Source organism: Burkholderia sp. Nafp2/4-1b, from assembly GCF_003635165.1.
In the GTDB taxonomy this organism is placed as follows: Bacteria; Pseudomonadota; Gammaproteobacteria; order Burkholderiales; family Burkholderiaceae; genus Burkholderia.
The window spans coordinates 31,123-50,002 of the sequence record NZ_ML058606.1; the positions used below are offsets into that span (position 1 = coordinate 31,123).

Below are 18,880 nucleotides of genomic sequence, written 5' to 3' on the forward strand. Positions count from 1 at the left end.
CGGCCGAGGTCCGCCGCGCCGGCCCTTTTGCTATCCTTGGTGCTCCTGTTCGCGCGGCCGGGCCCGTGCGACGCTCCGACATCCGCTTCATGCTCCATCTCTTCTACTCGAACCGTCACGAAACGCTGGCCGACGCGCTGCTCGACGACCTGGCCGCATTCCCGGCCCGCAACGGCCCGTGGGCGCCGCAACAGGTCATCGTGCCGAGCGCTGCGCTGCGCCGCCGTCTCGAACTCGACATCGCCGCGCGCCACGGCGTATGCGCGAACGTCGAGTTCACGTATCTCGCGCAATGGCTGTGGGCGCAGATCGGCCGCGTGCTGACGGTGCCCGCGCGCTCGCCGTTCGCGCCCGATCGCCTCGTGTGGCGCTGCTATCGGCTCTTCGCGCAGGCGGCCGGTGCGCCGTGGCTCGCGTCGCCGCGGCTTGCCGCGTATCTGTCCGCGGCGGACGACGCGATGCGCTACGAGCTCGCGCAGCGCGTCGCGGCCGTGCTCGATCACTACCTGACCTATCGGCCCGAATGGCTGGCCGCGTGGCAGGCCGGCGAGTCGGTGCTCGCGGGCGACGCCGCGCCGCGCGGAATCAGCGATGCCGCGCGCGACGACGAGCAGTGGCAGGCCGCGTTGTGGCGCGCGCTGCTCGCGGAGCTGAGCGACAGCGGCACGCCGCCCGCACATCGCTTTCTCGTCGAGGCGCGTCATCTCGACGGCGACGCCGTCGCGCGCGCCCGCTGGCCCGAATCGGTCAGCGTGTTCGCGCTGCCGACGATGCCGCCGCTGCACGTCGCGCTGCTGCGCGAGCTGTCGCGCTGGATCGACGTGCGCATCTATGCGCTCAACCCGTGCCGCGAATTCTGGTTCGACATCGTCACCGCCGCGCATGCGGAGGCGCTCGATGCGGCCGGCCGGCTCGACTACCAGGAAGTCGGCCATCCGCTGCTCGCGGAGTGGGGCCGCCAGTCGCAGGCGCAGCTGCACATGCTGCACGAACTGACTGAAAGCGCGGCATCAGGGGACGCGTCGCGTTTCGTCGGGAATCCCGCGCCCACCTGGCTCGCGCGGGTGCAGAACGCGATCCTCGACCTGCAGCCGGAGGCCGAACTCGGCGACGCGCCGGCCGAGCGCGGGATCGAGGTGCACGTGTGCCATAGCCTCGCGCGCCAGCTCGAGGTGCTGCACGACCGCCTGCTCGCATGGTTCGATGCCGACGCGACGCTGCAGCCGTCCGACGTGCTGGTGGCGGTCGCCGATCTCGCGGCGGCCGGGCCGCTGATCGATGCGGTGTTCGGCACGGCGGGCGCCGGCGGCGCGCGCGTGCCTTACCGGATCACCGGGCTGCCGCCGTCGCAGGCGAATCCGATCGCACGCGTGCTGCTCGAATGGCTCGCGTTGCCGGAGCGGCAGGTCGGCGCGCCCGAACTGGTCGAATGGCTGCGCGTCGACGCGGTGGCGGCTCGTTACGGCATCGATGCGGCCGCGCTCGAAACGGTGCAGACCTGGCTCGCGGCCGCCGGTGCGCGGCGCGGGCTGTCGCCGACGGCGAGCGACGATGCGGCGGTGCCGGCACCGCGCCATACGTTTTCCGATGCGCTCGCGCGGCTCTTCCTCGGCTATGCGATGCCGGAAGGCGCGGCACCGGTCGGCGCATGGCTGCCGATCGAGGCGGCCACGGGCAGCGAAGCCGAACTGCTCGGCCGGCTCGCGCGCTTCACCGACGATCTCGACGGTTTCGCGCGGCGGCTCGCGGACGCGCACACGCCGCGCTCATGGAGCGAACTGTTCGCCGACACGCTCGCGCGCTTCTTCGACTCCGGTGCGGCCTATGCCGATGCGCTCGCGGGCGTGCGCGACGCGCTCGACGCGATGCTCGCCGCGATGACCGAAGGCGCCCCTGACGAGGCGTTGCCCGCGGCCGTCGTGCGCGCGGGGCTGGCAGCCGCGCTCGACGATCCGGCGCGCGGCGGGGTGCCGTGGGGCGGCGTCACGTTCTCGTCGCTGACGAGCTTGCGCGGCTTGCCGTACCGCGTCGTGTGCCTGCTCGGGATGGACGACGGCGTGCTGCCGAGCCTTGCGCGCGCGGACGAGTTCGACCTGATGGCCGTGCTGCCGAAGCTCGGCGACCGGCAGCGCCGCGACGACGAGCGCAACCTGTTTCTCGACCTGCTGCTCGCCGCGCGCGACCGGCTGCTGATCGCCTATACGGGGCGCAGCATCCGCGACAACGCACCGTTGCCGCCCGCGGCTCTCGTCGACGAACTGCTCGACCATCTCGCGCTCGTCACGGCCGGCGCTGACGCCGCACCCGACGCGGTCGATGCCGCACGGCGCGCGTTCATCGTCGAGCATCCGCTGCAGCCGTTCGCGGCCGAGTACTTCCGGCCCGGCAGCGAACTGGCGTCGTACGACGCCGAGCGCGCGACGCTTGCGTCGCTGCTGGCGGCCGAAGCCGCACGCGACGCGACACGCGAGCAACCGTTCTTCGCGCAGCCGCTGCCGGCCGAGCCGGTCGAGCCGGTTGCGTTCACCGAGTTCGAACGTTTCTGGCGCCATCCGGCCCGTGCGCTGCTGCGCGCACGGCTCGGCATCGTGCTGTCCGATGCGCAGGCCGAACTGCTCGACACCGAGCCGTTCGCGCTCGACTTCGCCGGCAGCGACGCGCTCGCCGAGCGCGTGCTGCCGCTTTTGATCGAATCGGACGAAGGGTCCGTGCACGATCATGCGCTGCGCATCGCGGATGCCAGCCCGGAATTGCCGGGCGGTGCAACAGGCGCGGTGTGGCGCGACCAGGCGCTCGGCTCGATGACGCAGCTTGCGTCGAACGTGCGCCGTGCGCTGGCCGACGGAATGGAGCGGCGGCCGTTCACGCTCGCGATCGCGCCTGCTTGGCCCGACACCGACCAGGCGCTGTTCGGCGCCGATGACGCGATGCTGTCGGGCGATGCGGTGAGTGCGCCGCTCGAGCTGCACGGCACGCTGAACCGGCTGACACCGGCCGGCCAGATCATCTATCGCTATGCGCGGCCGAGCGCGCGCGACTATCTGTCCGCGTGGCTCGCGCACCTCGTCTACTGCGCGGTGGTACCCGACGGCCCGCGCCGCACGTTGTGGTTCGGCAGCGGCGGCGCGTTCGAACTCACGCCGGTTGCAGCGCCGCTCGAGCGTCTCGCGCCGCTCGCCGCGCTGTTTCGCGCGGGGCGGCGCATGCCTCTGCGGTTCTTCCCGCGCAGCGCCTGGGCGCGCGTTTCCGACGGCGAGGCGAAGGCTGCAAGCGTCTGGATCAACGAACGCGTGGTGAGCGAGGCCGACGATCCGGCGATCGCGATTGCATGGCGCGGCGCGCATCCGTCGCTCGACGAACCGTTCGGCACGCTCGCGCGGCTCGTGTTCGAGCCGATGCTGGAACACCTGAAGGAGGTCGCATGAGCGCCGTGCCCCAGCCGCAGGCGGCGCTCGAACTCGACGTGTTCGCGTGTCCGCTCGACGGCGTCAACCAGATCGAGGCGTCGGCCGGCACCGGCAAGACGTGGAACATCTGCGCGCTCTATGTGCGGCTGCTGCTCGAGAAGGATCTCGGCGCGGACGAAATCCTCGTCGTGACCTTCACGAAAGCGGCGACCGCCGAGCTGCACGAGCGGATCCGCGGGCGGCTCGCACAGCTCGCGCATGCGCTCGACACCGGTGACGACGGGGGCGATCCGTTCGTCGCGCGGCTGCTCGAGACGACGCTCGGCGCAGCCGGCGCGCTTGATGCCGAGACGGCCGCGAAGCGGATCCGCCGCGCGCTGCGCGCATTCGACCAGGCCGCGATCCACACGATCCACGCGTTCTGCCAGCGCGCGCTGCAGGAAGCGCCGTTCGCGGCCGCGATGCCGTTCGCGTTCGACATGCAGGCCGACGATGCGGCGTTGCGCTTCGAGCTCGCCGCGGATTTCTGGCGCACGCGCGTCGAGCCGATGGCCGCACGTTGGCCCGGCTTCGCGACGTGGCTCGTCGATTCGGGCGCCGGCCCGGCCGCGCTCGACGCGCACCTCGCGCGGCGGCTGAAGAAGCCGCTTGCCGCGCTGCGCTGGGACGGTGTCGTCGAGCCGGACGAAGCGGCGGAAGCCGCCGCGGCCGAGTGCTTCGCTGAGGCGGCGCGCATGTGGGCCGACGAGCGCGATGCGATCGACGCGTTGCTGCGCATCGCGCAGCCCGCGCTCAACCAGCGCTCGCACAAGCCCGACGCGGTTGCCGATGCGCTCGCCGCGTGGTCCGCGCATTTCGCGCAGGGCGACGCGACGGCCGCGCTGCCGAAGGCGGCGCTCAAGCTCACGCGCACCGCGCTCGTGAAGGCGACGAAAAAGGGCGGTGCGACACCCGAACATGCGTTCTTCGACGTGGCCGATGCGCTCGAAGCGGCGGTGGCCGCCGCCGAGGCCGCGCAGCAGGCGCGCTGGCTCGCACTGATCGCCGACTGGCTCGACACCGCGCCCGGCGAACTTGCCGAACGCAAGCGCACGCGCCGCGTCGTGTCGTTCGACGATCTGCTCGCGAACCTGTATCACGCGCTGCATGCGCATCCGTGGCTCGCCGAGACGCTGCGCGCACGTTATCCGGCCGCGCTGATCGACGAATTCCAGGACACCGATCCGCTGCAGTTCGCGATCTTCGACCGGATCTTCGCGCCGGGCGGCCCGCTGTTTCTCGTCGGCGATCCGAAGCAGGCGATCTACAGCTTCCGCGCGGCGGATCTGCATACCTATCTCGCCGCGCGGGCCAGCGCGAGCGCGTGCTATACGCTCGCGGTCAACCAGCGCTCGACGCCGGCGATCGTCGACGCATGCAATCGCTTCTTCATGTCGAACCCGCGCGCGTTCGTGCTCGATGGCCTCGACTACTACGCGGTGCGGGCGGGCACGCGGTTGCGCGCACCGTTCTTCGACGAGACCGATCGCGGCACGGCCGGCGATTTCCGGATCTGGACGCTGCCGGGCGGCGAAGGCACGCTGCTCAAGCGCGACGCTCAGGCGCAGGCCGCGCAGGCGTGCGCGGCCGAAATTGCCCGGCTGATGCGCGGCGCACGCGACGGGCAGGCGCGGCTCGGCAACACGCCGCTGTCGCCGGGCGACATCGCAGTGCTGGTGCAGACGCACCGGCAGGGCAGCCTCGTGAAGCGCGTGCTCGCCACGTGGGGCATCGGCAGCGTCGAGCTCGCACAGGCGTCGGTGTTTTCGACCAGCGACGCGGAGCAGCTCGAACGCGTGCTTGCCGCGATCGATGCGCCGGGCGACCTGCGGCGTCTGCGTTCGGCGCTCGCGGCCGACTGGTTCGGCCTCGATGCAGGTGCGCTGTGGCGGATGGAGCAGGGCGACGGCGACGCGTCGCGCGAAGCCGTCGACGGAGCGGACGCGATGAGCTGGGTCGAGCGCTTTTCGCGCTATCGGCTGCTGTGGCGCGAACGCGGCTTCGCGGTGATGTGGCGCACGTTCACGCGCGAGTTGCGGATCGCCGAGCGGTTGATGGCCGGCGCGGACGGCGAGCGACGCGTGACCGACATCAACCATCTGGCCGAACTGACGCAGGCGCGCGCGTCCGCGCAGCCGGGCATCGCGCCGACGCTGCGCTGGCTCGCCGCGCAACGGCTCGACGGCGGTGGCGAGGAGGCGCAGCTGCGTCTCGAATCAGATCGCAACCTCGTGCAGATCGTGACCGTGCACAAGTCGAAGGGCCTCGAATACGCGGTCGTGTTCTGTCCGTTCCTGAACGACGGCGGGCTGCGCGAGCCACCCGCGTCGGGATTGCCCGACGCGCGCGAGTATCACGACGATGCCGGCGACGCCGTGCTGCATTACGGGTGCGACGACGAAGCCGCCGCGCATGCCGCACGCCAGGCGCTGCGCGAGCAGGCGGCCGAGCGTGCGCGACTCGTCTATGTGGCGCTAACGCGCGCGGTCTATCGGTGCTATCTCGTTGCCGGGCCGTACCTGTCGTCGCGTTCGACCCGCGAGGCCCGGCGCAGCGTGCTCAACTGGCTCGTGGCCGGCGCGGGCCAGTCGTTCGACGCGTGGCTCGACGAGCCGCCCGACGAAGCGGCGCTCGATGCCGCGTGGCAAGCGTTGGCCGGCGGGCCGGTGAGCGTTGCGCCGTTGCCGGTTCCGGCGCGTCGTGAGCGGCTCGCGGCCGGTCACGATGCATCGCAAGCGCTCGCGGCGCGTCACGCGACGCGCGTGCTGCGCGACACGTGGCGGATGGCGAGCTTCAGTTCGCTGACCGCATCGATGGCGCGCGAAGAGGCGGGCGTCGCGGCCGTGCCGGACGACGAGCTGCGGCCCGATCACGATGCACTGGCCAGCGTGGCGCCGGACGATGCGTTTGCCATCGCGGACACGGTCGCGGCCGAGCCGCCGGACGACGACATCCTCGTGTTTCCGCGCGGGGCGGCCGCGGGCGAGTGCCTGCACCGCCTGTTCGAACTCAGCCGCTTCACCGAGCCCGAATCGTGGCACCAGGCCGCGCTCGGCGCGCTGCATGACCGGCCGGTCGAGGCCGAGCCCGAACTCGCGGCGCGCCTGCCGGCGATGATGGCGCGGCTCGTCGGCGACGTCGTGCGTACGGAGCTCGTGCCGGGCATGCGGCTCGCGGATCTCGATCCCGCCCGGCGGCTCGACGAAATGGGTTTCCTGTTCCCGACGCCGGCGCTCGACCTGGGTGCGCTGCGCCGGCTGCTGGTCGCGCACGGCTATCCGGACGTTGCACTGGACACCGGCACGCTCGCCGGTTTCATCAAGGGTTTCATCGACATGATCGTCGAACACGATGGCCGCTTCTGGATCGTCGACTGGAAGTCGAACCATCTCGGCAATACGCCGGATGCCTACGGCCCGCGCGCGCTCGACGTCGCGATGGCCGATCACGCGTATCACCTGCAGGCGCTGCTCTATACGGTCGCGCTGCATCGCTATCTGCGCGGGCGCTTGCCCGACTACGACTACGACACGCATATCGCGGGCTATCTGTACCTGTTCGTGCGTGGCGTGCGGCCCGGCTGGCGCAGCGGCGGCGCACCAGCCGGCGTGCATGCGCGGCGGCCCGCGCGCGAACTCGTCGACGCGCTCGACCGGATGATGGAAGGGGGCCGCGCATGAACGTGTCCGACGATACGCTCGAATTCACCGGCGGCCTCGTCGCGCGCTTGCCCGAGCCGGCGGATTTCGGCATCGCGCTCGCGGAAGGCTTCGCGCGCCGCATTGGCGACCTGTCGCGCCGCGCGGGCGCGCCGGCCGCGGCGGCGCGCTGGGCCGCGCGTGCCGCGTTCGCGACGAGCCGCGCGACCGCGGGCGGTCACGTGTGTGTCGCGCTCGGCGCGCTTGCGCAGCGTTACGAGGAATCCGTCGACGCGGTGCGCGCGGCGCTTGCCGCGAGCGGTGTGGTCGCGTTCGGCACACTTGCGCGCGGCGACGAGCGGCCGCTGATCGTCGACCGGCACGACCATCTGTATCTGTCGCGCTATTTCGACTACGAGCGGCGCCTTGCCGATGCGCTGGTCACGCAGGCCGGTGTCGCCGCACCGGGCGACGCGCTGGCGCCCGACCGGTTGCGCGATAGTCTCACGCGCTACTTCGGGCCGGCGACGGGCGATGTGGACTGGCAGCGCGTCGCGGCGATCGTTGCGCTGACCGGGCGCGTGACGATCGTCAGCGGCGGCCCCGGCACCGGCAAGACGACGACCGTCGTCGGCGTGCTGGCGTGTCTGCTCGACGCGCATCCCGGGTTGCGCATCGCGCTCGCGGCACCGACCGGCAAGGCCGCGCAGCGGATGCAGGAAGCGCTGCATGCGCGCGCGGGCGACCTGCCGCCCGACCTTGCCGCGCGCCTGCCCGACACGTCCTACACGCTGCATCGGCTGCTGGGCGGCGGGGGCGCGGCCGGCTTCCGCCATCATCGCGACAATCCGTTGCCGTACGACCTGATCGTGGTCGACGAGGCGTCGATGATCGACGTCGCGCTCGCCGCGCATCTGCTCGACGCGCTCGCGCCGGGCGCACGGCTCGTGCTGCTCGGCGACAAGGATCAGCTGGCCGCGGTGGAGGCCGGCGCCGTGTTCGCCGAACTCAGCGCCCGCCCGACGTTTACCGCCGCGGCGTGCACGCGCATAGCGCAAGCGCTCGGGATCGACGAAGCGGCCTTCGTCGCCGCGTTGCCGGTGCCGGATGGTGAGGCACCGGACGCGATTGCCGCGCCGGCTTCACCGCCAGCATCGGCTCCGTTGCCTGCGACTGCCGCGCGCAAGCCGGCGGCACGGCGGAACGTGGATACGCGCCAGGCATCGCTGTTCGACGGTGAGCCTCAGGACGAACCGGTTTCCCCGGCGGATGTCGAGCCGCCGGCCGCTTCGGTGCAGTCTGCGGCACCGGTATCGGCCGATACGGATCGCATCTCCGCGGGTGCCGGTCCCGCATGGATCGAGCCCGACGAACTCGCCTGGCTCGACGCGGTCGAGCTCGCGCCATTCGATTCCGCCGATGCGGCAGAACCGGCGCTCGCATCGACCGCCACAACGCAAGCCGACGCCACCGCTGCCGCGCGTCCCGCTCCCACGCCCGCGCCGCTTGCCGACTGCGTCGTCTGGCTCGAACGCAATTACCGCTTCGGCCTCGATTCGCCGATCGGCCGCCTGTCGCTCGCGATCCGCCGCGGCGACGTGCAGGGTGCGCTCGACGCATTGCCGAGCGACGATGCCGCTGCCGCATCGTTCCACGACGACGCGGGTGACACGCTCGCCGCGTCGACGGTCGAGCGACTCGCGCGCCGATTCGGTGCGTACCTCGACGCATTGCGCACCGCGTTGTCCGAGCCGGTGCCCGATCCGTTGCCCTTGTTCGATGCGCTCAATCGCTTCCGGATCCTGTGCGCGACGCGCACCGGCGCGCGCGGCGCCGAGCACGTCAACGCGCTGGTGGCCGCGCACGTGCGACAAGCCGCGCGCGTGCCGCTCGCGGTCGGCGCACACTGGTTCACCGGGCGGCCGATCATGGTGACGCGCAACGACTACGCGCTCGGGCTGTTCAACGGCGACATCGGCATCGCGCTGCCGGATGCGCAACGTGTGCTGCGCGTGTGGTTCCGGCGTGCGGACGGCACCGCGCGCGCGGTGTCGCCGGCCGCACTGCCGCCGCACGAAACGGCGTTCGCGCTCACGGTCCATAAATCGCAGGGCTCCGAATTCGACGAGGCCGCGCTCGTGCTGCCGGCGTCGTTCGGGCGCGTGCTCACGCGCGAGCTCGTCTATACGGCCGTCACGCGTGCGCGCACCCGCGTGCAGGTGATCGGCCCGCGGCGCGTGCTGGCCCAGGCGGTCGCGACACGCACGCAACGCGATTCGGGCCTGGCGGCCCGCGTCGGCGAGGCGCTCGCGCGGCGCCGCAAGGAGGCGTCGCGATGATGATCCGCTACACGCTCGATCCGGCCGAAGTCGAATGGACCGCCGTGCGCGCGCAGGGCGCTGGCGGACAGAACGTCAACAAGGTGTCGAGCGCGATTCACCTGCGCTTCGACATCCGCGCGTCGTCGCTGCCGCCGGTCATCAAGGAGCGGCTGCTTGCGCTGTCGGATCAGCGCATCACGCGCGACGGCATCGTCGTGATCAAGTCTCAGGAATACCGCACTCAGGAGAAGAACCGCGAGGCGGCGCTCGCGCGGCTCGATGCGTTGATCGGCAGCGTCGCGTACACGCCGCGTGCACGGGTCGCGACGCGGCCGACGCGCGCATCGAAGGAGCGGCGGCTCGAACACAAGTCGCGCCGCAGCACAGTGAAGTCGGGAAGAGGGAAGGTGATCGACTGACGAAACGCTGATCCGGCCGGCGCGGCGGGGCGAACCGGTCCGCCGCGGGCTGCTACCGCATCACGGTTCCGGCGCTGTCGAGCACGAAGTCGACGCAGAATACGACGAGGCGGCTTTGCGCGCGAATTGCAACGGCCGCGGTATAGCAGTCGCGGCCCTCGGTCAACGAGAAGTGCGGGCCCATCAGCGCGACGCGTCCCGGTGCCGCGACCGCGCGCTGGAAGTACGGGCGCCGCGACCAGTTGCTGTGCGTTTCCGGGAACAGCGGCGAGAGCCGCGTGCCGCTCGCCTGGCCGTCCTCGGACGGCGCGCCGATCGACGGCAGGAACTGTTCGCCGATCTCGTCCGTGACGAACACGCGCCGCGCGGCCGGCACCGTGAATACACGCTGCGCGGCGTCGTTCAGGTTGCCGCTGGCGGAAAACGCGGCGGCGCCGGCGAGCACGAGCCGTTCGATCGCGTCGAAGCCCGGCTGCTCGGCGCTCGCCGGCGAATGCCGGTTGCCGATGAAGCGTTGCCACGCGGCGTCGAGCATGGCGGGCGCCGAGGCGCTCGCGTGCACGATCGACCCATCGGGCTGGCCGAACTGGAAGCCCTGGACGAAATCGATGTCGGCTTCCATCAGCGTCTGCAGCGCATCGTCGCTTTCGACGCCCTCGGCAAGCACCATCGCGCCGGCCTGGTGGAGCATCGATACGAGGTGATGCATGATCCGGCGATCGTCGGCCGACGAATTCGCGCGCTCGACGAGCGAGCGGTCGAGCTTGACGATGTCGGGGCGCGCGCGCCACACGCGGTCGAAGTTCGAGAAGCCGGTGCCGAAATCGTCGATCGCGATCAGGAAATCGCGATGCTGGATCATGTCGATCGTTCGCGCGAGCGCCGCTTCGTCGCGCGCCGGCTGCTCGACGACTTCCAGCACGATGCGGTTCGGCGGCAGTCCGAAATGCCGGCACAGCGCCTCGACGAATTCGCGCTGTACGAGGCCCGAATCGAGCACGCGCGGCGTCACGTTGAGGAACAGCCAGCCGTCGCCGATGCCTTGCGCGACGAAGTTCGCCGTATGCAGGCAGCGCGCGAGGCGGTCGAGCAGCAGTGCATCGGCGGCCGCGCGCGTCTTGTCGAACAGCGCGACCGGCGATACCAGCGTGCCGTTGGTGTCCACGACCCGCAGCAGCGCTTCGTAGCCGACCACGCGCTTGTGCGTGATCGACAGCACGGGTTGAAACACGCTGCGCAGCGTCGTATCGCGATACGTGGCGATCCAGCCGCTGGGCGTGGGCGTCAGGCGTTCGAGCACGGAATCGAGCGAGAGGTCGCGGGCGGGCTTCATGTCAACGGTGCCCCGTGGCGAGCGGGACGGGCGATATCGTGCCGCCACGCCGCGGCCGTCACACGCGCAGGTGGACGCGAAAGAACGTGGAGCATCGTAACCGCCTTCTGCGGATGAGTTTTCCGAGTGTAACGGCAATGGCGTGACGCGCGTATCAGGGTAACTCCAGACGCAAACGCTACACCGACCGCCGGGCGGGGCTTTCCGGGCCGGCGCCCGCAGCACGCGACGGTGCCGGTCGTGCACACGGCGGCAGCGTCGCTCAGGCGCGTGCATTGCATGCGAACAATGCGGGCGATCCGGGAAACGGCAACCTGCAACCCACAAGCGCTAATGCACCGACCTCGTGCGCGCCTCTCCCCGCGCTCAGGTCGCTTCGCCGCCGCGCGGGCCCAGCCCCGGAATCCGCTTGATCACGCCGGTCGCGAGCGCGGTGCCGACGAGCACGATCGCGCAGCCTTCGATCATCGCGATCGACACGCGTTCACCCAGGAACAGTGCACCCCACAGCAGCCCGAACACCGGGATCACGAACGTCACGGTAATCGCGCGCGCCGGCCCGACATGCGCGATCAGGTAGAAGAAGATGAAATACGCGATGCCGGTGCACGCGATGCCGAGCGCGAGCACGGCGCCCCATGCATGCGTGCTGATCGCTGCGGCCGGCCACGTCGCGATCGCGAACGGCAGCAGCAGCACGGTCGAGCCGATCATGCTGCCGGTCGCGTTGACGAGTGGATCGACGCCGGTCAGCTTGCGCTTCGTGTAGCTGGCCGCGATACCGTACAACAGCGTCGCGCCGAGCGCGGCTGCGGCGGCCAGCGCGGTCGCGCTGGCGCCGGTGCTGCCGTGAGCGTTCGCGACCTGGTCCCACACGAGCGTGAGCACGCCGGCAAAACCGATCACGAGGCCGAGTGCACGCGGCAGCGACAGCTTGTCCTTCAGCCACAGATACGCGACGAGCGCGCCCCACAGCGGCGTGGTCGCGTTGATCACCGACGTCACGCCGGCCGACAGCGTCAGTTCGGCATAGGCGAACAGGCAGAACGGCGCGCCCGAGTTCAGTGCGCCGACGACGAACAACGGCCACGCATGCCGGCGCAGCCGCGCGCCGAGCTCCGCAGGCCTGAAGCGCGTCAGCGCGAGGCCGGTCAGGAACAGCGCGCCGATACCCACGCGCAACGCCATCAGCGGCGCGACGCCGAATTCGGCGACGCCGATCCGGATGAACAGGAACGACGCGCCCCACAGGGCAGCGAGGATGGTCAGCAGAAAGGCGTTCTTGGGCGACATCGACGTGGCACGCGAGGGATGGGATGCGGTGAATCTTACACCGCGTAACCGTGCCGTCGTTTCACGCCTGGATGAAACGACAAGAAACGGGAAATCCTGGAATCCCCGCTCGCCGCCGCCGCGAACCGGCCGCGTGGCCGGTTCAGCCGTTCAGTGATGGTGCCAGCCGCCGCGTCCGCCGAAGCCGAAGTTCAGCGACACCGCGGGTCCCCAGTAACCGCCCCACGCGGGGGCATAGGCGGGCGCCGGGTAGTAGTACGCGGGAGCGGGCTCGACATACACGGGCGCGGGCTGCACCGGCGCCGCCGCATAGCCGGCCGGATAGTAGCCGTACGGGTAATAACAGCCGGCGAGTGTCGCGCACGCGAGCGCCGCGGCGACGAAGGTCCTGTTCATGATGTTTCTCCGGCGGCGCCGGCAATCGGCAGATGCTTAAGCTTAGGCCGCGCGGCGATGACACGGTGCGCAAAACGGTAACGGATCATTTCCGCATACGGTCGGATGCGCTGCGGGCGTGCCGCCGCTCGATGCAAAAAACGGCGCCTCCGCGATGCGGAAAACGCCGTCTGAAATCAAACCATGCCGCGCGTCACGCGGCAAAAACGGGTGGCCTGGCTTACTTGCCGACCTGGTTACCGATGATGCCGCCGGCTGCCGCGCCGCCCAGCGTCGACAGCGCATTGCCGCCGATCGCCGCGCCCGCTACACCCCCGACCCCGGCACCGATTGCCGTATCGCGCTGGCGTCGTGACATCGAATCGCAGGCCGACAGGCTGGCCACCGTTGCCACGAGCAGGGCGCATACCCCAAAACGCCGAATCGAGTTCATGATCGTTGTCCTTGTGGTAGTTGAACGGAGGGCGCGCGACCGGCTGGCGGCCGCGCATGACCCCAATCTACGCGCCGTGCTGCGGGGCTGCTGTAAGCACTTGTTAAGCCTCGTACGGTTTCGTAATCAATTGTTTCGCTTGCGCGGGCAGGCACGCGGCGTGCGGGCGCGCCCGCAAAAAAGCCCGCTCGAAAGCGGGCTTTTGCCGTGCGTCGCGATGCGGTCAGGGCAGACCGCCGCGTGTGCTTACTGACGGTGATAGATCTCGGCGCCGGTCTTCACGAACTCGACCGCCTTGACTTCCATCCCCTTCTTCAGCGCCTCGGTTTCAGACACGCCCTGCTGCGCCGCGAACTCGCGCACGTCCTGCGTGATCTTCATCGAGCAGAAGTGCGGGCCGCACATCGAGCAGAAGTGCGCGACCTTCGCCGAATCCTTCGGCAGCGTTTCGTCGTGGAATTCGCGCGCCTTGTCCGGGTCGAGGCCGATGTTGAACTGGTCTTCCCAGCGGAACTCGAAACGCGCCTTCGACAGCGCGTTGTCGCGCACCTGCGCGCCGGGGTGACCCTTCGCCAGGTCGGCCGCGTGCGCGGCGAGCTTGTACGTGATGATCCCTTCCTTCACGTCGTCCTTGTTCGGCAGCCCGAGGTGCTCCTTCGGCGTCACATAGCACAGCATCGCGGTGCCGAACCAGCCGATCATCGCGGCGCCGATGCCCGACGTGATGTGGTCGTAGCCCGGTGCGATGTCGGTGGTCAGCGGCCCGAGCGTGTAGAACGGCGCTTCCTTGCACCAGTCGAGCTGGAGATCCATGTTCTCCTTGATCAGTTGCATCGGCACGTGGCCGGGGCCTTCGATCATCACCTGCACGTCGTGCTTCCACGCGATCTGCGTGAGCTCGCCGAGGGTCTTCAGTTCGCCGAGCTGCGCTTCGTCGTTCGCGTCGTAGATCGAGCCCGGACGCAGGCCGTCGCCGAGCGAGAAGCTCACGTCGTACGCCTTCATGATCTCGCAGATCTCTTCGAAGTGTTCGTACAGGAAGCTTTCCTTGTGATGCGCGAGACACCACTTCGCCATGATCGAGCCGCCGCGCGACACGATGCCCGTCATCCGGTTCGCGGTGAGCGGCACGTACTGCAGGCGCACGCCCGCGTGGATCGTGAAGTAGTCGACGCCTTGCTCGGCCTGCTCTATCAGCGTGTCGCGGAAGATTTCCCAGGTGAGGTCCTCGGCCTTGCCGTTGACCTTCTCGAGCGCCTGGTAGATCGGCACCGTGCCGATCGGCACCGGGCTGTTGCGGATGATCCACTCGCGCGTTTCATGGATGTGCTTGCCGGTCGACAGGTCCATCACCGTGTCGCCGCCCCAGCGGATCGCCCACGTCATCTTGTCGACTTCCTCGCCGATCGACGACGTGACGGCCGAGTTGCCGATGTTCGCGTTGATCTTCACGAGGAAGTTGCGGCCGATGATCATCGGCTCGGATTCCGGGTGGTTGATGTTCGCGGGGATGATCGCGCGGCCGCGCGCGATTTCGTCGCGCACGAACTCGGGGGTGATCTCGGCGAGCGCATTCGCGCCGAAGGCCGCGGCGCCGAACGCCTGGCCCGGGTGCTGGCGGCCCATCATCGCGGCGAGCTTCGCGCCGTTCGGGCCGCTCGACTTCAGGCTCTCGATGTATTCGGCGCGGCGCTGGTTCTCGCGGATCGCGATGTATTCCATTTCCGGCGTGATGATGCCCTGGCGCGCGTAGTGCATCTGCGTGACGTTCTTGCCCGGCTGCGCACGGCGCGGATTGCGGTGCAGGCCCGGGAAACGCAGGTCGGCGGTGGCCGGGTCGGCCGCGCGCTCGAGGCCGTACTGGCTCGACAGGCCGTCGAGCACCTCGGTGTCGCCGCGCGCTTCGATCCAGCGCTGGCGCAGCGCGGGCAGGCCGGCGCGGATGTCGATCTTCGCGTCCGGATCGGTGTAGGGGCCCGACGTGTCGTACACGTAGATCGGCGGATTCTTTTCGCCGCCGAACCCGGTCGGGGTGTCGGCCTGCGTGATTTCACGCATCGGCACGCGGATGTCGGGCTGCGAGCCGGTTACATAAACCTTGCGCGAATTGGGCAGCGGGGCGACGGCAGCGGCGTCGACGTGGGCGTCGGCAGACAGAAACTTCGGATTGGCGTTCATGCAATCTCCTGTGTGAGCGCCGGACAGGCGCTTCGGCGCTTGCCCGGAGCCCTTGACGAATGTGGGGCTCGAGCTAAGCAGGAGACGAGGCTTGGTGAGGCGGCGGATTTCGTCAGAAGGATGGCGGTGAAATCCGTACGCTTCCCTGCGCTGGCATTATCCAGATCAGGTTCAAAGGGTATTTCTCACCCGCAATGCCGGTTGTTTGACCGAACGCATTGCAGGACCCCCGCGTTAGCAGCGCACACGATACACTGGCTTGGCGGCGCTTTCAACCGGCACGGGATCGGCCGTCCCGGTGCGGCCGCAGCATGGCGGGCGGTACGATGGCCCGTCGAAATGACAGCGCGCGTCGCCGCTCCATGGCTTCATGGCCTCATGGCTGGGCCGGCCCCGGCGAAGCGGTGCAACATGGCGCGCCTTCGCGCGACCTCAAAAAAATTTTCGCAGCGGCTGTCATTTCCCGCGACGTCGTCCGTCTATTCGGCTCCTTAAACCCATGTTTTGGAGAGATGTCATGAAAAACGTACTGATCGCCACCTGTGTCGCTGCTTTCGCCACGCTTGCAACGGGCGCGTATGCGCAGAACGACGCGATGTCGCAAAACGGCGCGTCGATGTCGAAGGACGCGATGGGCCACGACGCGATGGCGAAGGACGGCGCGATGAAGAAGGGCGCCATGAAGAAACATGCGATGAAGAAGGACGCGATGAAGAAGGACGAGATGTCGCACGACGAGATGGGCAAGCCGTCGGGCGACAAGATGGCGCCGTCGAACTGACGGAGCCGGGCAGGGCGTGCGGCCGGCGCGTGTGCTCGACGACGGCCGCCCGCGTCTCGTTTTGTTTCGACTCGTCTCGTCGACGCGTTCCGGGAGTCCTCATCATGCAAACCGTTCCCGCCACCGGGCGCGCAGCCGTCATGCCGCCCGCCCGCAAGATTCATCCGCTGTGGGTGCGCGTGAGCCACTGGCTCAACGCACTCGCGGCCATCCTGATGGCGCTCTCAGGTTGGCGCATCTACGATGCGTCGCCGATCTATCCGCCGTTCGTGTTTCCGCACGGCATCACGCTCGGCGGCTGGCTCGGCGGCGCGCTGCAATGGCATTTCGCGGCGATGTGGCTGCTCGTCGGCAACGGGCTGTTCTACCTGACGATGTCGATCGCGACCGGACGCCTCGCCCGCAAGATGCTGCCCGTCACGCCGGCGTCCGTGTGGCGCGACGTGCGCGCCGCGCTGCGCGGCCAGCTCGCGCACGACGATCTGAGCGTCTACAACGCGGTGCAGCGTGCCGCGTACCTGGTCGCGATCGTCGATCTGATCGTGCTGGTGCTGTCCGGGCTGACGATCTGGAAGTCGGTGCAGTTTCCGCTGCTGCGCGAACTGTTCGGCGGTTACGACAACGCGCGCGTCGTGCATTTCTGGGCGATGTCGCTGCTCGTCGGGTTCTTCGTCGTGCACGTCGCGATGGCGCTGCTGGTGCCGCGCTCGCTGCTCGCGATGCTGCGCGGGCGCTGACCCGTCAACTCCGGGTGAAGGAAATCATCATGTCGGAATCCGAATACAAGCGCGCTGATTCGCGCTGGGCGCTCGACCGCAAGTCGCTCGAGCTCGACGTGCGCCGCGAGCTGGAGATGCCGTCGCGGCGGCTGTTCAACCGCCGCATCCTGACGCTCGGCGGCCTGACGATGCTGACCGGCTGCACGCTGAAGGACGACGTGTCGGTCAACACGTTCCTCGAGAAAGTGTCGCGCATGAACGATCGCGTGCAGGCGTGGCTCTTCAGCGGCGAGCGGCTCGCGCCGACCTACACCGAGGCCGACATCACGCGGCCGTTCCCGTTCAACGCGTACTACGGCATCGACGACGTGCCGCACGTCGACGCATCGGCGTACCGGCTCGTGCTGTCGGGCCGCGTGACGGGCAAGCGCGTGTGGACGCTCGACGAGTTGTATGCGCTGCCGCACGCGGAGCAGATCACGCGGCACATCTGCGTGGAAGGATGGAGCGCGATCGGGCGCTGGGGCGGCACGCCGTTCGGCGCGTTCCTGGCACGCGCCGGCGCCGATACGCACGCGAAATTCGTCGGCTTCAAATGCGCGGACGATTACTACGAAAGCATCGACATGCCGACCGCACTGCATCCGCAGACGCTGCTCGCATTCGACTACGACGGCCGGCGCCTGCCGCCGGAATTCGGTTTTCCGATGAAGCTGCGGATGCCGACCAAGCTCGGCTACAAGAACCCGAAGCACATCATGGAAATCTTCGTGACCGATACCTACCCGGGCGGCTACTGGGTCGACCAGGGCTACAACTGGTTCGGCGGGTCGTAAGCGGCGGGGCGCGCCCGCAAGCGCCCGCCGCGGGGGCCCGCTGCGTTACGCGGAGTCGCGCACCTGCAGCTCGACGCGCAGGCCGACCGCCGCGGCCATGTTCACGAGCGCGTCGAGCGCGAACAGGTTGATCTTGCCGCGCAACAGATCGGACACGCGCGGCTGCGTGACACCCAGCTGCTTCGCGGCCTGCGCCTGGCTGAGTTCCAGCTGCGCGATGCGCTGCTTGAGCGCGATCATCAGCTCGGAGCGCAGCTTCATGTTGTCGGCCTCGGCCGGCTGGCCCTCGATTGCGTCCCAGACGCTCGCATGGCGTTCGTTGCTCATCGTTTCCTCTCCAACGTCAGTGCCCGATAGCGCCGGGCGGCCAGGTCGATATCGGCCTGGCAGGTGCGCGCCGATTGCTTGCGAAAGCAGTGCAGCACGTAGATCGCGTCGGCGAAAGTCGCGACGTAGACGATCCGGAAGGCGCCGCTCGTATCGCGCAGGCGAATTTCCCGCACGCCGGGGCCGACGGTGCGCATCGGCTTCCAATCGTCGGGCGCCAGGCCGCGCTGCACCTGGTCGATCTGGTGGCCGGCTTCGCGGCGCGCCGACACCGGAAAACCGCGAAGCGCGTCGAGTGCGTTGCCGACGAAGACAACCGGCTTCGGCGGAAGAATGGTGGAATTATACAAAATTTTGTATAGATGGTGTGCGTTCGAATGGGCGGAGCATGGGCGGCCGGACGGACCGCCGATCGTCACCATAAGCGCGCAACGGCCTGCGTGGGGCGGAACTGGCCGTCAGGCCGATGCATCGATCGCGATGGGCGGGAACGGATGCCTGGTGGTCTTCGCGGCCCCGCGCGGCACGCATCTGGCACCGGATTCCGTTCGGACGGATCCCGGCAAATGTCGCGCCGAAACATCAATCGATATCCTTTCAGACCGGTCTGACGATGCTTTCGAATCCGTGATGCCATAATGCCGAGCGTGCGCAGCCGAAGCGGCTCGCGCACGTTTTTTTGAGCCTCCGCCGCCGCTTGCCGGTTCTTCTTCGTCGCCGTTCGCACTGCCATGTCGTTCCGCACGTTCGTTTCCGCCTT

At 69.2% G+C, this 18,880-nt stretch carries 14 protein-coding genes and 1 riboswitch; of the genes, 7 read left to right on the top strand and 7 right to left on the bottom strand.

Going from position 1 to position 18,880, the window contains the following annotated elements; genetic code table 11:
• Positions 1-89 precede the first annotated feature (89 nt).
• Genes recC through arfB form a run of 4 tightly spaced genes read left to right on the top strand, consistent with a single transcriptional unit; the run spans position 90 to position 9,824 of the window.
• The gene (recC, locus tag C7H84_RS16090; protein ID WP_121859711.1) at positions 90-3,425 is read left to right on the top strand and encodes an exodeoxyribonuclease V subunit gamma; all 3,336 of its coding nucleotides are present in this window, start codon (positions 90-92) and stop codon (positions 3,423-3,425) included.
• Positions 3,422-7,126, top strand: coding sequence for an exodeoxyribonuclease V subunit beta (recB, locus tag C7H84_RS16095; RefSeq protein ID WP_121859712.1), 3,705 nt, complete (start codon positions 3,422-3,424; stop codon positions 7,124-7,126). Before recC ends, recB begins: the two co-directional genes overlap by 4 nt.
• Positions 7,123-9,423, top strand: a complete 2,301-nt coding sequence (locus C7H84_RS16100) for an AAA family ATPase (RefSeq protein ID WP_121859713.1) — start codon at positions 7,123-7,125, stop codon at positions 9,421-9,423. Before recB ends, C7H84_RS16100 begins: the two co-directional genes overlap by 4 nt.
• The gene (gene arfB / locus C7H84_RS16105; RefSeq protein ID WP_121859714.1) at positions 9,420-9,824 is read left to right on the top strand and encodes an alternative ribosome rescue aminoacyl-tRNA hydrolase ArfB; all 405 of its coding nucleotides are present in this window, start codon (positions 9,420-9,422) and stop codon (positions 9,822-9,824) included. The genes C7H84_RS16100 and arfB overlap by 4 nt, the downstream gene beginning before the upstream one ends.
• A 52-nt stretch (positions 9,825-9,876) precedes the next feature.
• Here arfB and C7H84_RS16110 read toward each other — a convergent pair whose 3' ends face one another.
• The 5 genes from C7H84_RS16110 to thiC form a co-directional block, all read right to left on the bottom strand.
• Positions 9,877-11,157: an EAL domain-containing protein gene (locus C7H84_RS16110; RefSeq protein WP_121859715.1), complete on the bottom strand. Its 1,281-nt coding sequence runs from the start codon at positions 11,155-11,157 to the stop codon at positions 9,877-9,879.
• A 366-nt stretch (positions 11,158-11,523) separates the two neighbouring features.
• Positions 11,524-12,450 carry a DMT family transporter gene (locus C7H84_RS16120; protein ID WP_121859716.1) on the bottom strand — a complete coding sequence of 309 codons (927 nt, stop codon included), beginning with the start codon at positions 12,448-12,450 and terminating at the stop codon, positions 11,524-11,526.
• 150 nt (positions 12,451-12,600) lie between these two features.
• Complete coding sequence (locus C7H84_RS16125; protein ID WP_121859717.1) at positions 12,601-12,846, bottom strand: hypothetical protein; 246 nt, start codon at positions 12,844-12,846, stop codon at positions 12,601-12,603.
• A 220-nt stretch (positions 12,847-13,066) separates the two neighbouring features.
• Positions 13,067-13,279, bottom strand: a complete 213-nt coding sequence (locus C7H84_RS16130; protein WP_011545020.1) for a glycine zipper 2TM domain-containing protein — start codon at positions 13,277-13,279, stop codon at positions 13,067-13,069.
• Positions 13,280-13,525: 246 nt separating this feature from the next.
• Positions 13,526-15,457 (bottom strand): phosphomethylpyrimidine synthase ThiC, encoded by a 1,932-nt coding sequence (gene thiC / locus C7H84_RS16135; RefSeq protein ID WP_006759244.1) that lies wholly within the window; start codon positions 15,455-15,457, stop codon positions 13,526-13,528.
• Between the two features lie 124 nt (positions 15,458-15,581).
• Positions 15,582-15,698: riboswitch (TPP riboswitch) on the bottom strand.
• Between the two features lie 276 nt (positions 15,699-15,974).
• On the opposite strand from thiC, the gene C7H84_RS16140 reads away from it, so the two are divergent.
• The 3 genes from C7H84_RS16140 to C7H84_RS16150 all read left to right on the top strand — a co-directional run bounded on the left by C7H84_RS16140 (position 15,975) and on the right by C7H84_RS16150 (position 17,793).
• Entirely contained in the window at positions 15,975-16,238 is a 264-nt protein-coding gene (locus C7H84_RS16140) for a pentapeptide MXKDX repeat protein (protein WP_121859718.1), read from the top strand.
• Positions 16,239-16,342: 104 nt separating this feature from the next.
• A complete protein-coding gene (locus C7H84_RS16145; RefSeq protein ID WP_121859719.1) occupies positions 16,343-16,975 on the top strand; it encodes a cytochrome b/b6 domain-containing protein in 633 nt (210 codons plus the stop codon).
• A gap of 29 nt (positions 16,976-17,004) precedes the next feature.
• Entirely contained in the window at positions 17,005-17,793 is a 789-nt protein-coding gene (locus C7H84_RS16150; protein WP_121859720.1) for a molybdopterin-dependent oxidoreductase, read from the top strand.
• A 45-nt stretch (positions 17,794-17,838) separates the two neighbouring features.
• Here C7H84_RS16150 and C7H84_RS16155 read toward each other — a convergent pair whose 3' ends face one another.
• Both C7H84_RS16155 and C7H84_RS16160 read right to left on the bottom strand, forming a co-directional pair.
• Entirely contained in the window at positions 17,839-18,120 is a 282-nt protein-coding gene (locus tag C7H84_RS16155; protein ID WP_121859721.1) for an XRE family transcriptional regulator, read from the bottom strand.
• Positions 18,117-18,470: a type II toxin-antitoxin system RelE/ParE family toxin gene (locus C7H84_RS16160; RefSeq protein WP_121859972.1), complete on the bottom strand. Its 354-nt coding sequence runs from the start codon at positions 18,468-18,470 to the stop codon at positions 18,117-18,119. The genes C7H84_RS16155 and C7H84_RS16160 overlap by 4 nt, the downstream gene beginning before the upstream one ends.
• Positions 18,471-18,880 lie beyond the last annotated feature (410 nt).